This is a genomic window from Acinetobacter sp. YH12094 (genome assembly GCF_013419295.1).
Taxonomy (GTDB): domain Bacteria; phylum Pseudomonadota; class Gammaproteobacteria; order Pseudomonadales; family Moraxellaceae; genus Acinetobacter; species Acinetobacter amyesii.
The window spans coordinates 19,805-34,386 of sequence record NZ_VPAK01000022.1 but is presented as its reverse complement, the minus strand read 5'-3'; the positions used below and the strand labels follow the sequence as shown (position 1 = coordinate 34,386).

Genomic DNA, 14,582 nt, shown 5'->3' with positions numbered 1-14,582 from the left:
TGCGGTGATGAATACTTCTCATTGTGGATATTTTAGTTGCCGCGCAGTATAGAGTTGATCGATCAATACAAAAAATCCAGCAGCAATGACTAAGGCAATCCCTGTCATGCAGGTGGTGGTCCAGCCGCCATGATGCCATGCAAATACGCCCAAAGCTGAGCCACATGCACCACCGACAAAATAAAAAGTCATGTAAATTGAATTAATTCGAGATCGTGCAATCGGGTTGAGTTGGAAAATAATATTTTGATTACAGCTATGCACCATTGCCAAACCGAGGTTGATTAGACCATAGCCCAAAATATAAAAGGCGAGGGAGCTTCCACCCATATACAGCAGTCCCCAACTCAGGGCTAAGATGCTACAACCGAGCCAGGTTAATTTTCGGTTAAAGCCCAAATCCGCCCGACGCCCAATCCATTGTGTTGATAGGGCACCAAACACACCAACTAACGTTACAACACCGACCCAAACATCTGCCAAATGAAAAGGTGGCTCAGTCAGTAACATGGCAATGGTGGAAAACAGCATACTCATCGCAGCAAAGACACAGCCCCCAATCAGAGATCGGAAAATTAACCGTGGCTCATGTTTGAGTAATGCACCCATGGATTGGAAAACTTGGCTGTAGGGCATCCGTGTGATGCTGACCACGGGCAAACGTTTTTTGAGTAAGACGGCTAATACCAACATCAAGAGCGCACTGAGGATGTAAATCGATTTCCAATGAAACAGATAGGACAATAAGCCAGAGAGACTGGTTGATAACAGAATGCCGACCAATAACCCACTCATTAAAAAGCCAACAACTGCCCCAATTTTTTCAGGTCGAATCGCAACCGTGACCAAAGGGATGAGGACCTGAGCAGCCACTGAAAATAGCCCGGTGATAATGGTTCCTGCCCAAAGCATGTATAGATTGGTTGAAAAAGCACAGAGGGCTAAACCCACAGTCGCTCCAAGCATGAGCAGTGGAATAAATTTGGCTTTATTCACAATATCGCCAATCGGCACAATAAACAGTAGACCCAAAGCATAAGAAATTTGCGCGAAAGTGACGGTTAGCGCCACTTCTGATTGTGAAATTTGAAAGCTTTGTTGGATGGAAGCCACTAAAGGTTGGCAATAATAATTGGCACCCGCACATAAACCACATGCAGCAGCCATAAGCCACAACAGGGTTTTATCATGGCTAATGTCGATCGAGGCTTTCATAAATTGTCCAGATTTTGGGGGAAGCGTATGCAAAGAATTTGCTGCCACGCTGTTGTGGTCACTATAAGGAAAATCAAACAGGTCTTAAAGTGTTTCTCTGTGAATAGTATCCAAGCTCGCGATTAGGATTTCTTACTGAGACTGATCATCAAGACACCCAGCATATTCAGACCGCAACCGACCCATTGCCATAGGTTTAAATGTTCATTCAACAACGCGACAGCCAGTAAAATCGTTAAAATGGGCCCGATAGAGGCAATCATAGCCGATTGTGCAGCCCCAAGTCGGACGATACTTTGCATCATTAAAATGGTTGGAAGCACTGTAACCAATAGTCCGAGCGCTAAACCATACAGCCAGGCTTGACTCGGGAGTTGTTGGAGCAAGGCAATGGGCTGTGGTGTTGCAAATAGAAAATGAATAATCGTCCCAATGCAGGCAATGCTCAGAGCTAGACCGGTAAAGTGTAAAGAACCAAACTTTTGCATGAGGCCTGGCGTGAGTAATAAATAAATCGCAAATAACACGGCACTGGCAAAAACCAAACTACATCCGAGCCAAAAGTACTGATCATGTGGTGTGGCACTTTGTTCTTGTAGCATCACTAAAACTGTCCCGCCATAACTTAAAATCAGGGCAAGGATGGTTTTAAAACTCAGTGGCTTTTTGAATAAAACAGCGGAAGCCAGCACGGTTAATGTGGGATATAGGAAAAGTATAATTCGTTCAAGCGAAGCACTGATATACATCAAGCCACGGAAGTCGAGCCAGCTCGAAAAGTAATAGCCGATTAATCCTGAAATGAGCAAGAGCACCCAATCTTTTCGTTGAATCGTTTGATAGGAACATCGACTCAGCCATGCAATGACCAAGAAAAACGGCAATGCACTCATCATGCGTAAAGCCATGAGGACTGTAGCATCGACAAGAGGAGAAAGTGCATAGGCTTGCTTAATAAAAATCGCTTTGGTACTAAACAAGAAGGCAGCAATCAGCGCAAAAATTGCACCGATGAAGTGCGGACTAAGGTTTCTTGACATAAGTTAAGGTGTGCCTCATGACGACTGAACGAATTCGACAGCATTGTTCCGATAAATTTGAACTGTCATTTTGATTATAAAAAATGCATCGTGTGAGTAAAAATGCAAAAAAAGAATAGGACTTATTCCTTTATGCATAAGGGATTGCTAGATCAAACATGAAAAACAGCGGAAGAAATGAGCAATTTGGTTTTGAATTTTTTAATCTCAACATGACTCGGCAGGTCAAATATATCAGGCTGAAACATTTAAGGTGAAAATTGCACATAAATGGTGCAATAGTGTTTTTTTGGGATAGAAAGTCAGTAGCGATATCATAATGCTAAATATTCAAAAAATTATTTTTTTAGCTAAAAAAGTCAATTCTAAGACTTAAGGCGAAGCATCAGGTGGGGAGGGCAAGATCTCAATAAACCCGAAACGTGCGCAAAAATCCATCGGATATTCAAGCTGACCGATTTGACGAGACTGTGGCAGAAAAAAGTCAGTTTTCAACACAGGTCAGCACGTCAAAACTGTCAAATGAGTCAACGAGCTGATGCAGTTTGGATGAAAGAGTGGCTTTACCTGACTTAAGTCGATTTTTCACGACACGTTCAGGTCATTCTGTGTTGAATGAAAATGTCACAATGATCAACACAGTGAAACAATCTGCACTAAAACTAACGAAATTATTTATGTTTTTGGTCTTAAGTAATATTAAAAAGTTATAAATAGGATAAAAATGAGTAATAAATCGACAAATAAAACTGCATAAATAAAATATCGCACCATTCTTTTCATGAATCATGAGTTCAAAATATGGGTATTTATTAAATAAATATTGGGTAGTATTTTAAAAAAGTTCAATTAGAATCCAAAAATTGTACAAAAACACATCCTGAGGGGAGACATCGCGGATTGCGATGTTTACTTAAGAAAAATTAGCTTGAGGAACGCTCATGCAGATCGGAATTCCAGCCGAAACTGTTGTCGGTGAAAATCGCGTCGCTGCGACGCCTGAAACAGTAAAGAAGTTGATCAGCGCTGGTCATAGCGTCGTTATTGAACGTGGAGCAGGGGTAAACGCTGCTTACATCGATAGTGCCTATGAACAAGTTGGTGCCAAAATTACGGATGATGCCTATACCGGTAGTCAAATGATTTTGAAAGTTCGTGCACCTAAAGGTGACGAAATTCAAAAACTCACAGCGGGTACCACCGTTGTGGGGATGTTTGACCCTTACCGCAACACCGAACTTGACCAATTTGCGTCACAAAACGTGTCTGCATTTGCATTGGAACTTTTGCCACGGACCTTATCTCGTGCGCAAAACATGGACGTACTTTCATCTCAAGCCAACCTTTCAGGTTATAAATCTGTGCTTTTGGCTGCGGCAGAATATCAACGTATGTTCCCAATGCTTATGACAGCAGCAGGTACAGTGAAACCTGCACGTGTTGTGATCATGGGCGTAGGTGTTGCAGGCTTACAAGCTATTGCAACAGCAAAACGTTTAGGTGCCGTAGTTGAAGCAACTGACTTACGTCCTACAGCACGTGACCAAGTTGAATCTTTGGGTGGTAAATGGTTAGACGTACCAATGTCACCAGAAGAGCAACAAAAAGCAGCCGATGCTGCGAAAAATGGTTATGGTTGGATGCCGGGTGAAGACTACATTCGTGATCAAGCGATTATTGTTGATAAAGCCGTATCGAATGCTGACATTGTGATTACGACAGCATTATTGCCGGGTCGTGATGCACCACGTTTAATCAAAGCAGAAACCGTTGCCAAAATGAAACCGGGCTCAATCATTTTAGATATGGCGGTTGAAACTGGCGGTAACGTTGAAGGTTCTGTTTGCGGCGAAAATGTTGTGACTGCAAATGGCGTGAAAATTCTCGGTATTCCAAATATTCCTTCAACAGTTTCGACTGAAGCGTCGGCACTGTATGCACGTAACGTTTTGAATTTCATTGAAACCCTGTTTGATAGCGAAAAGAACTTCGCAATTAACCCTGAAGAAGAAATTCAAAAAGCACTACTTGTCACTCATGGCGGCCAAGTGCTGCTGAAACGTGGTTAAGGAGAATCATCATGGTTGAAACGATTACTATTTTTGTCTTGGCAATCTTTGTTGGTTACTACGTGGTTTGGGGGGTAACACCTGCGCTACACACACCATTAATGGCTGTAACCAATGCTTTGTCATCGATCATTATCGTTGGTGCGATGATTCAAACCGTTGGTATCCCAGGTATTGTGGATGCAAGCGTACAGTTCCAAAGCATTAACGTAGTGAGTATTTTAGGTGCGATTGCCGTTTTCCTAGCAAGTATCAACATTTTTGGTGGCTTTGCGGTGACTGCACGTATGCTTGAAATGTTCAAACCTAAGCAAAAGAAAAAAGAGGGTTAATCCATGGAATTCATTAAAGAATATGCGGATTGGTTCTACCTGATTGGTGCCGTTCTTTTTATCTTAACGTTGCGTGGTTTGTCTGGTCCAAAAACTGCGATTCAAGGTAACCGTTATGGCATGATCGCAATGGCAATTGCTGTAATTACTACATTCTTTGTCGCAGATCATCCAGTGATTTGGATGATTGTGGGTGCAATGGTGTTGGGTGCGGTCGTTGGTATTGCACGTGCAAAAACAGTTCCAATGACGCAAATGCCTGAAACTGTGGCACTGATGCACTCATTGGTCGGTTTGGCTGCGGTACTGATTGCGATCGCTGCGATTCTACATAACAACCAATTGACTGCGGCATTCGCGGAGAATGAAGCGGTATTAACAGCAGCGGGTGTAGAACATGCCCACATGAGCAAAGTTCATTTATTTGAATTGTTTGTAGGCTGTTTCGTTGGTGCGATTACATTCACAGCGTCGGTATTTGCTTACGGTAAATTGGCTGCGAAGAAATGGGCAAAAACCATTTCAGGTGGATGGGTAAAACCTGTTCAAGCTTTAATTTTCCTAGCGATGTTGGCGTGTGGTATCTACTTCTTTACCACAGGCAACATGAATGCTTTCTGGGCAATGACTGTTCTTGCACTTGCATTTGGTTGGGTATGGATTGCGCCAGTAGGCGGTGGTGATATGCCAGTGGTGGTATCGCTACTGAACTCGTTCTCAGGTTGGGCTGCAGCAGGGATTGGTTTCACGCTTGAAAACAACATGCTGATTGTTGCAGGTTCACTGGTTGGTTCATCAGGTGCAATTCTGTCTTACATCATGTGTAAAGCCATGAACCGTTCAATCATCAACGTTTTGTTTGGTGGTGCAATGGGTGGTACAGCAGTAGCTGCAGCGGATAATGGTGAAAAAGCACAGCGTAATCACCGTTCAGGTTCTGCAGACGATGCTGGTTTCTTGATGTCAAATGCGGACAGCGTGGTGATCGTACCTGGTTATGGTATGGCGCAAGGTCGTGCACAAAATGCCGTGAAAGAATTGTGTGAAATCTTAAAAGAGCAAGGTGTAAAAGTTCGTTTTGCGATTCACCCAGTGGCAGGTCGTATGCCGGGTCACATGAACGTACTTTTAGCTGAAGCTGATGTTGCATATGAAGACATTCTTGAAATGGACGAGATCAACTCAGACTTCCCAGCAACAGATGTAGTACTAGTGATTGGTGCGAATGACGTTGTCAACCCAGCGGCAAAAGACGATCCAAGTTCTCCAATTTACGGTATGCCAATCCTTGAAGCGCATAAAGCACGTACCATTATGGTGATCAAACGCTCTATGGCTACAGGCTACGCAGGTCTAGACAATGACTTGTTCTATAATGATAAAACGATGATGATCTTCGGTGATGCGAAGAAAGTTGTGGAAGATATGACAAAAGCCATTAATGGCGGCGGTCATTAATCCATGCTCCCAAAGTCCCGCTGTGATAAAGCGGGATTGAGGAAGATTTAAACCACCTTCGGGTGGTTTTTTGTTTTCTTCGCTTTTATTTTCTTCGCTTTTGATTAATTGATGCTTCACACTAAAAGTGCACAAATATTTAGCGCATCAGGTGCTTGAATCAAATTGATGCGTGTTTTGAAACAAAGGTGCAGATTGATGCGCTGTTTTGTTTCATTAAATTCAATCTCAGTGATTCAAAATATTGTCGCGAACTTATATTGTGACGCAATGCATTGAAAAATAATTAATTGTCTGAAATTTGGTATTCTTTTTGCACAGCATGGTTATTCTTGGGGGAATAATCATGAAAAAAACATACTTGATGGCACTGTTTCTGAGTGTCCTGACATCGACTGCATGGGCAGTTGACCCGCAAATCGCCAGTAATATTCAAGACATTCGTATTTCGCTCGACAGTATTTGGGTGGTACTGGGCGGCATCTTGGTGTTCTTTATGCAAGCTGGATTTGCCATGATCGAAAGTGGTTCAGTTCGCAGTAAAAATACCGTGAATGTACTCATGAAAAACTACATGGATGCCTGCTTGGGGGGGGGGCTGGTGTTTTGGTTGATGGGTTTTGGTCTGATGTTTGGGGTTAATACCACGGGCTGGTTTGGCTTAAGTCATTTTGCACCCGATCAACTGGATGACTGGCACTGGAACCTTCTATTTTTCCAAATGATGTTTGCTGCAACGGCAACCACTATTGCCAGTGGTGCAATGGCGGAGCGGATTCATTTTGTGGCTTATGTGGTGAGTGCGGCCGTTGTGTCCGGTCTGATTTATCCTGTCTTTGGTAGTTGGGTATGGGGCAGTTTATTTGGCGGAGACGGTTGGTTAAAAGCACTCGGGTTTATCGACTTTGCAGGTTCGACCGTGGTGCATTCTATGGGCGGCTGGGTGGCTTTAGCTGGCATCATCGTACTGGGCCCACGTTTGGGGCGATTTGGACGCAATGGGCAAAGCCATTATTTACCGGGGCATAACTTACCTTTAGTGGCATTAGGTAGTTTTATTTTATGGTTAGCATGGTTTGGTTTTAATGCAGGCTCGACCATTAATGCCAATGTCGGCGTAGGACGTATTGCTTTAAATACGCATCTTGCAGCGTGTTCGGCAGCGGTTGCATATATGTTGCTCTGCCTCATCCGATCTAAAGCGATTTTGATCCGCAGCACGATCAATGCCTCACTGGGTGGCTTGGTTGCCATTACGGCAGGCTGTGCAACGATGTCTCCACTGTATGCGGTCATCACCGGTTTATGTGCAGGTGTCATGGTGACCTTCCTGCCAATGCTCATGGAAAAAATGAAACTGGATGATGTGGTGGATGCGGTGACGGTACATGGTTTCTGTGGCGCATGGGGAACATTGGCGGCAGGGATATTCCTTGAAAATAACATGTTTAATGGCGATGTCATCGCGATACAAGGGCTTGGAGTGATTGCAGCCTTTTTATGGGGCTTTGGCGTTGCGTTCATTGTATTTAAGGTCTTGGACAAATTGTTGGGTGGCTTACGTGTGAGTAAGCAACATGAACAACGTGGTTTGGACTATACCGAACATGCTGAATTGTCTTATCCCGAGTTTCAAAAAGATGTGACTTTTGAAACGGATGATATGACCAAGCGTCATTAACAGGAGTAAAGCAATGAGTACCGAACTCTTGAATTTGGCACAACGCCGCGAAGCTTTAGAAAAAGGCTTACAACAATTTATTCATGGGACTTTACTCGACAGTGCGCTACGGCACTGGGAGCAGCAGTACAGTATGAAACCGTCATTTGTCTTGAATCGCTTCTTAAATGATATCTGTACCACAGAGGAGCTTCGCTTTTATCGTAAAGATATGCTGAAGCAAGTCTTGTATGAGTTATCTACCTTAGAAAAGCAGGAACTGTTAAGGGTTGAAAAACCGCAGAAGCAGGTGCAAGAAGACGAGCTCATTGCAGAGACCATTAGTGAGGCCTTTTTTAGGCTTTATTGAGTCAGTCATGCTGACGGTGAAGTCTAAAGATCAAGCTGATTTCATCCAAGATGTGATTCAGCAATTAGAAGAAATTGGGCTGGCAATTGCAGCAAATGCACAAATTAATACGGCGAGTTTTATCGAGTTTTTGTCCTTGACCAGTTATGCCAAAGTTTTAACAAGCATTTATGAAGTGTATTGTGACTTTTATGGACCGATGCGTGCGGACCAAGTTTATGCACAAACCAAGCTGAAAATTAAAGCCAACTATCCTGAGGTGGATTTACACCAACTGCTTTAATGTAGGGGGTAAAACACCATGAAGCTGATTGTCCGTGTATGAAATCAAGGGATAAAAAAAGCGACCTATTTAGGTCGCTTTTTTCTGGAAGCTTAAGCTACAGTTTCTGGAGCTGTACGCCATAAGCTTTCAAGATCATAGAATTTACGTGCTGTAGGTAACATCACATGTACCACTACAAAACCGAGATCAATCAGGATCCATTCTGCATCACGTTCGCCTTCAACACCGATAGGGCGGAATCCAGCTTTACGTGCTTCTTCTGCCACGTTGTCTGCAAGAGACTTAATGTGACGAGTTGAAGTACCGCTCGCAATTACAATCGCATCTGCGACATTGCTGATTGCTTTGATATCAAGTTCAACAATATCTTTGGCTTTTACATCTTCAAGTGCTTCACGTACAACAGCTAAACAAGCTTGTACATCTTTGATATTTGCGAGATCGTGAGAATTAGAAGCGCTGGGCGATGGTTCTAAATTCATAGAGGGTATGATTTCCTGACAATTTTACATGTTCTAATATAGCGGTTTTGTTGATGAATTTCAAATCAACACGTCATTGACCATTGGCTAAATGAGGGAAGTATTTGTCTTTCCACGCAAAAGAATGTGATGAGTTGCTTCGTGGTCGGTATTCAGCAGCGATGTAACCTGTATACTGGCTTTGATCTAACCATTTAAAAATCTCTGCAAATGGAATTTGCGCTGAATCAGGTTCATGTCGCCCCGGACAGTCAGCAAGCTGTATATGACCGATATTCTGAATATTTTCTGCCAAAGTACTGAGGATGTCTTCACCCATCATCGCCATGTGGTAGCAGTCATATTGCATCTTGAGGGCAGAGTTTTGTACAGCTTCAAGCATTTCCTGAGCTTGGGCAATATTTTGAACCAAAAAACGAGGCATATCAGTGCCATTAATTATTTCAAATACCGGTTGAATATGATGTTCAGACAACATGTGGCACGCCAATTTAAGGTTGCTCGACAGGGTATTTAAACATGGCAGCAAGTCGGCATCTTGTGGCTGTTTGCCGGCTAAAATATTGACACTCGGTACATTTAACGCAGTGGCATAGCGAATGCATTGTTCTAAGGCCTGATGAAATTGATTTTCACGCCCCGGAACTCCCGCAAGACCATCACCGCCTTGCATCAAATCACCCGCAGGGACATTGATTAGACATAGGCTTAAATCATTGATGGTGAGTTGGGTTTGGATTTGCTCAATACTCAGCTCATAAGGAAACTGAATTTCTACATGCTTAAAACCGTGTTCACGAGCCAAAGCAAAACGCTCTAACAACGGCACTTCGGTAAAAATCATGGATAAGTTAACCGCGAGCTGAGTCATGTATATCGTCCTTGAAGCAATTCACTTCTAAAGTGTTGTTAGTTTTGTTCGACATGTTGAATGATGGTAGCTAGATCTTTTTCTGCAAAACCATTGTCCTGATGGGCTTTGAGTTGCGATAAAGCTAGGCTGGCAACAGGGATGCTTAATTCAAACTGGGCAGCTAGTTGGACTGCATTATTCAGGTCTTTAGATAAAGTTTGAACTTTCCATTGCACAGGCTCGAACTGATGCGTTGCCATACGTGGGGTTAAAATCTGAAAAGGCTTTGAATCTGCAAAACCACCGGCAAGTGCTGGTGCTAATAAAGAGGTGTCTACACCTGATTTCTCGGCCAATGCGACAGCTTCTGCGATTAACGTGCTATTGGCAGCGACGATCAGCTGATTACAAATTTTGGTGGCTTGACCTGTACCTGAGTCGCCCATGCGAGTAACACGTTGAGATAAAACATTGTAGATCAGACTCAAATCTTGAATCGTTTGAGCATCACCACCGGCAAAGATGACCAAAGTGCCTTGTTCAGCACCGGCTGTGCCTCCAGAAACAGGAGAGTCAATCCAAGTGACTTGTTTCAACTTTGCAGCATGAGCCAATTGATGAGTTTGATTCACAGAAAGACTCGAGAAGTCGACAATAATTTGTCCTGCCGCTAAATGATTTTCGATGCTTGCATATACCGCAGCAACAGCAGCATCGTCTGCGAGACAAGATAAAACCACAGGATAATGGGTAATCTTCTCCAATTGAAGCGCTGTCGCGCCAATCGCAATCAACTCATCACACGCAGCAGCAGTTCTGTTCCACACCGCTACTTCAAATCCTGCCTGAATGAGACGCGTGGCCATACGGCTACCCATCAGCCCCATACCTAGAAATGCAATTTTTGTATTACGATCAAACGCCATTTGCTGTACTCAATCTATCCTGTGTGACTATTTTACTTATATTGGCGTGGTAAAAACTGAACCTCTGGGTTCTTGTCTTTTTTACGTGCCAATTGGCTGTTTTTGCCGAGCAGTAATTTTAATTGCCAGATTTTTTCTAAGCGTAAAGAACGTTTTGGACTATGTTCCATGGCATCTAGTACTTGTTTTGCCGCTGCCAAGGCATCTGGTGAACGTTGTGATAATTCTTCGGCTAACTGCTGCGCTTGAAGCAAAGGCTGTTCATTTAAATGTGTCACCAATCCAATTTCCTTGGCATATTCTGCGTCAAAAATACGTGCTGTTAAGGTTAATTCTTTGGCTAAATCCAGTCCTATCACACCTTTGAGTGAGCGAGTTAAGCCCATATCAGGAACTAAGCCCCAACGACTTTCCATAATCGACATTTGCGTTTTCGGGTGGGCAATACGGATATCGGCAGCCAAGGCAAGTTGCATGCCTGCACCAAAGCAAAAGCCTTCAAGTGCAGCAATCACCGGCACAGGAAGCTGTTGCCAAATCAGGAAGGCTTTTTGAAATAAACTTTGACCGGGTTTTAATAGTTCCCATGCGGCGTAGGCACGATTTTTCGGATCATTGAGGTCAGCCAAATCAATGCCAGCACTAAATACATTGGCTTCACCCGTTAAAATGACACAGCGTAAGCTACGATCTTTTTTTAATTTTTCAGCGGTGCTGACCAATTCTTTGAGCAATGCAAAGCTCATTGCATTACGTTTTTCTGGACGGTTTAAGTAAACCGTTGCAATGCCATTATTTTTTTCTACACGTAATAAAGCCATGGTAATTACTCTCGTTGTTTCTGCGCCCGAGCATAGCATGCACCCTGACAGGATACATGACAGTGCAGTCACAACAGAAGCTAGACGGCACTGACTTTAGTCGGACTGCGCTTAATTATTTTGTTTGGCTAAGATTTGTTGAGCTGCGTGTTCAACTTGCGCCATGACATTTTTTAACTCATCAAAACGGTTCAGGGTTTCTTGAACAAATGCGTCATCCGCTTTACGGCGTTCCTTACGTAAGGTCGATACAAATTGCTCAAATTGACCTGAAACCTCTTGGAGGGTCGGAGCGCCCACATAGCGGGTTGCGCCATAAAGCCGATGTAGTACATGCTCTAATTGTGGAAAATCTTCATCTTCTATGAGCTGTGCCATTTCATGGATTTCTTGCTCAAAGCTATCGACGAGCATTTTTAGTAAATCGACTGCAAGGTCTTCTTTATTCGCGGCCAGCTGCAAGCTTTGTTGCCAATCTAAAATACTCGGCTCTAGGGCTTCAATCACTGAACTGCGCTCTAAAACCGGCACTTTCTTAAAGTTATCGGTAGTCCATTGGGTCAAGATTTGAATAATTTGATCCATTTGAATGGGCTTGGTGACATAGTCATCCATACCACTTTGCAGGAGCTTTTGTTTTTCATCGGAGAGCGCATGTGCCGTCAAAGCGATAATTGGAAGGCGCTTATGATTTTCAAAAGTCGACTCAAGTGAACGAATGGCGCGCGTGGTATCGACACCTGACATCACTGGCATTTGAATATCCATAAAGATGAGGTCAAAAGCCGTCAAACCTTGCTCTTGGCGAGCTTGAATGATTTCAATGGCTTCTTGTCCACTCAAAGCCTTGGTGGTTTTCACATTCAGCTCAGAGAGCAGGGCTTCAAGCACAATCAGGTTTGGTAAATGGTCGTCGATAGCTAAAATGTGCAGACCTTGACCATTAAATTCTTCATGTTGCTCCTGATCAAACCACGGCTCATTACTCAATAAATGAACCAATGCTGTACGGCTAAGTGGTTGATGCAATGGGCGAGCACGATACTCGTTCAACATGCTTGGATCGAGTATCATTTGGTAGCCATAAACTGCTAAGTTACCGCTATAACGATGACGAATTTCTTTCAGTAAAGCTTCAGAGTCGCCACTATGGTCAACAATTAACCAAGTATTTTCATTGGTTTTTAGCTGATTGAGTCGACTAAATAAATCTAGGATTGACTGCGTTTCAATATGTTCAACATCATAATTTTCTAAGTAATGACGCAGGACATTGGCGGTTGCTGGATGTGCTAAGTAGGAAACGACTTGTAGATTGCTAAATTGTGGATGCACAATTTCAATTTCTTCATCGACCACAAAGCGCGCAGTAAACCAGAAGGTTGAACCTTTTTCTGTTGGGGCACGTTCTTGGTTATCTTCAAAACCAATTTGTCCATGCATTAGGCTGACCAATTGTTTGGAGATGGCAAGACCTAAACCTGTACCACCAAATTGGCGGGTAACAGATGCATCACCTTGCGAGAAGGATTCAAACAGTTTCTTACGGTCGGTACCGCTTAGGCCGATACCACTGTCTTGTACACTAAAGTGCAGCAGACATTGACCGATGTCATCATGCTCCATACGGACACGGACAATAATTTCACCATCTGGAGTGAATTTAATTGCATTTGAAATTAAGTTGGTCAAAATTTGCTTGAAGCGTAGGACATCACCAACAACAAATTTCGGCACATTGTCCGCATAGTAGAAGGTCATATCGATGTGTTTTTGTGCTGCCAATGGCGACAACATATCCATCACATCAAAGACGGCTTCTTCTAAGTCGAATTGCGCAGTTTCGAGTTCTAGCTTGCCTGCATCGATTTTCGAGAAATCAAGCACGTCATTAATTAAAGCCAATAAATGCGCAGAAGATTTACGAATCGTTTGTAGATATAAATTTTGTTCATTACTGAGGTTGCCTTGGCGCAGTAAAAGATGAATAAAGCCATCAATACTGTTCAGCGGTGTGCGCAGTTCATGGGAAATATTGGCCAAAAACACCGATTTTGATTGGTTGGCTTGAATTGCTTGGTCACGTGCTTGACGGTAGGTAATATTTTGCACTTCTAAAGTATCAAGCGTGCGTCTTAAGTCATCTTCCGTTTGTTCGGTATGTTCACGTAGCTCTAAGAAACTGAAATGTAAGCGTTTAACCACATTGGCTATATCACGCTGTAATAACCGGAGTTCTCCAGTACTGTTAATGATCATGTGCTGATCTAGAGTGTCGGCATTTAAACGTTGTAACTGCATGCGAATTTCGTACATTGGTGCGATCCAACGACGTGAATAAAAATTCAAACACAGCAAAAGTAATAAGAGCGTCAATAAACCCGTTGCAATCAACACGATTAACACGCGATAGCGGGCAATTTGCAGCGGTTGATTGTCCAGTTCAATGCTTAACCATGCCGGCGTCTGAGTTGAGTCTGAAATTTTCAGGGCATAAATATGGTTGCCCTGATGTGCAATCGGTCCGATAAAAGATGCTTTACTGTCAAAAGCAGGCCAAATATCTTGATCTTGAAAGCCAATGCTCAGGCGGTTGTTACCTTTGAGATCTAAAATCGCGGCACGAATCAAATGTTTTTCGTTCAACATGCTTTGCATGGCATTACGAGCTTGATCAAACTGCCAAGGGTAATGATTCAGCAAATCAATCGCAGATTCTGACGTGGGTTGATAGCGTGTCAGAATCGCGACAGCCATTTGTTTTTGTTGTGCTTTGGCTGCATTGGAGGTTTCTGTTATTACCAACATCGCACCGACACAAGCCAAAATGGTGATCGGCACGAAAATAAGTGCAATCAACTGACCATAGGCATGATTTAAGTGTAGGCGTTTAAAAAGCTTTTTGTTGATATTTGACATGGTTTAAGCAGTTTATTCCTTATGCCCCGAATATTAGCATGGATTATTTAAAACTGATTGTGCTTTAATCACTTTCGCGAAAAAGCGAGGCAAATGGGTGCAGGCAAAGGCATTTTTTCATACAATAGGCGCACCTCGATATAGGTGTGAA

Annotated in this window: 13 protein-coding genes; 6 read left to right on the top strand and 7 right to left on the bottom strand. The window is 43.1% G+C overall.

What is annotated here, in order from left to right; genetic code table 11:
• Positions 1–18: 18 nt before the first annotated feature.
• Both FTU34_RS13955 and FTU34_RS13950 read right to left on the bottom strand, forming a co-directional pair.
• Positions 19–1,215 carry an MFS transporter gene (locus FTU34_RS13955; RefSeq protein ID WP_180035974.1) on the bottom strand — a complete coding sequence of 399 codons (1,197 nt, stop codon included), beginning with the start codon at positions 1,213–1,215 and terminating at the stop codon, positions 19–21.
• Positions 1,216–1,337: 122 nt separating this feature from the next.
• Entirely contained in the window at positions 1,338–2,255 is a 918-nt protein-coding gene (locus FTU34_RS13950; protein WP_180035973.1) for a DMT family transporter, read from the bottom strand.
• Between the two features lie 941 nt (positions 2,256–3,196).
• Between FTU34_RS13950 and FTU34_RS13945 the strand changes: the two genes are divergently transcribed.
• The 6 genes from FTU34_RS13945 (at position 3,197) to FTU34_RS17910 (ending at position 8,427) form a co-directional block, all read left to right on the top strand.
• A complete protein-coding gene (locus tag FTU34_RS13945; protein ID WP_111885447.1) occupies positions 3,197–4,324 on the top strand; it encodes a Re/Si-specific NAD(P)(+) transhydrogenase subunit alpha in 1,128 nt (375 codons plus the stop codon).
• 11 nt (positions 4,325–4,335) lie between these two features.
• The gene (locus tag FTU34_RS13940; protein ID WP_078191287.1) at positions 4,336–4,656 is read left to right on the top strand and encodes a proton-translocating transhydrogenase family protein; all 321 of its coding nucleotides are present in this window, start codon (positions 4,336–4,338) and stop codon (positions 4,654–4,656) included.
• Between the two features lie 3 nt (positions 4,657–4,659).
• The gene (locus FTU34_RS13935) at positions 4,660–6,114 is read left to right on the top strand and encodes an NAD(P)(+) transhydrogenase (Re/Si-specific) subunit beta (RefSeq protein WP_078191286.1); all 1,455 of its coding nucleotides are present in this window, start codon (positions 4,660–4,662) and stop codon (positions 6,112–6,114) included.
• 346 nt (positions 6,115–6,460) lie between these two features.
• On the top strand, positions 6,461–7,795 hold the full coding sequence (locus tag FTU34_RS13930; protein ID WP_180035972.1) for an ammonium transporter: 1,335 nt from the start codon (positions 6,461–6,463) through the stop codon (positions 7,793–7,795).
• 13 nt (positions 7,796–7,808) lie between these two features.
• Positions 7,809–8,144 carry a hypothetical protein gene (locus tag FTU34_RS17915; protein WP_257226298.1) on the top strand — a complete coding sequence of 112 codons (336 nt, stop codon included), beginning with the start codon at positions 7,809–7,811 and terminating at the stop codon, positions 8,142–8,144.
• 7 nt (positions 8,145–8,151) lie between these two features.
• On the top strand, positions 8,152–8,427 hold the full coding sequence (locus FTU34_RS17910; protein WP_257226297.1) for a hypothetical protein: 276 nt from the start codon (positions 8,152–8,154) through the stop codon (positions 8,425–8,427).
• Between the two features lie 92 nt (positions 8,428–8,519).
• Here FTU34_RS17910 and rsfS read toward each other — a convergent pair whose 3' ends face one another.
• The 5 genes from rsfS to FTU34_RS13900 all read right to left on the bottom strand — a co-directional run bounded on the left by rsfS (position 8,520) and on the right by FTU34_RS13900 (position 14,431).
• Positions 8,520–8,912, bottom strand: a complete 393-nt coding sequence (gene rsfS / locus FTU34_RS13920; protein WP_086178424.1) for a ribosome silencing factor — start codon at positions 8,910–8,912, stop codon at positions 8,520–8,522.
• A 73-nt stretch (positions 8,913–8,985) separates the two neighbouring features.
• Positions 8,986–9,783, bottom strand: a complete 798-nt coding sequence (locus tag FTU34_RS13915; RefSeq protein WP_180035971.1) for a hydroxypyruvate isomerase family protein — start codon at positions 9,781–9,783, stop codon at positions 8,986–8,988.
• Positions 9,784–9,821: 38 nt separating this feature from the next.
• Positions 9,822–10,691 (bottom strand): NAD(P)-dependent oxidoreductase, encoded by an 870-nt coding sequence (locus FTU34_RS13910; protein ID WP_180035970.1) that lies wholly within the window; start codon positions 10,689–10,691, stop codon positions 9,822–9,824.
• A 32-nt stretch (positions 10,692–10,723) separates the two neighbouring features.
• Positions 10,724–11,512 carry a crotonase/enoyl-CoA hydratase family protein gene (locus tag FTU34_RS13905; protein WP_180009005.1) on the bottom strand — a complete coding sequence of 263 codons (789 nt, stop codon included), beginning with the start codon at positions 11,510–11,512 and terminating at the stop codon, positions 10,724–10,726.
• Between the two features lie 111 nt (positions 11,513–11,623).
• Positions 11,624–14,431 carry an ATP-binding protein gene (locus tag FTU34_RS13900; RefSeq protein WP_180035969.1) on the bottom strand — a complete coding sequence of 936 codons (2,808 nt, stop codon included), beginning with the start codon at positions 14,429–14,431 and terminating at the stop codon, positions 11,624–11,626.
• Positions 14,432–14,582 lie beyond the last annotated feature (151 nt).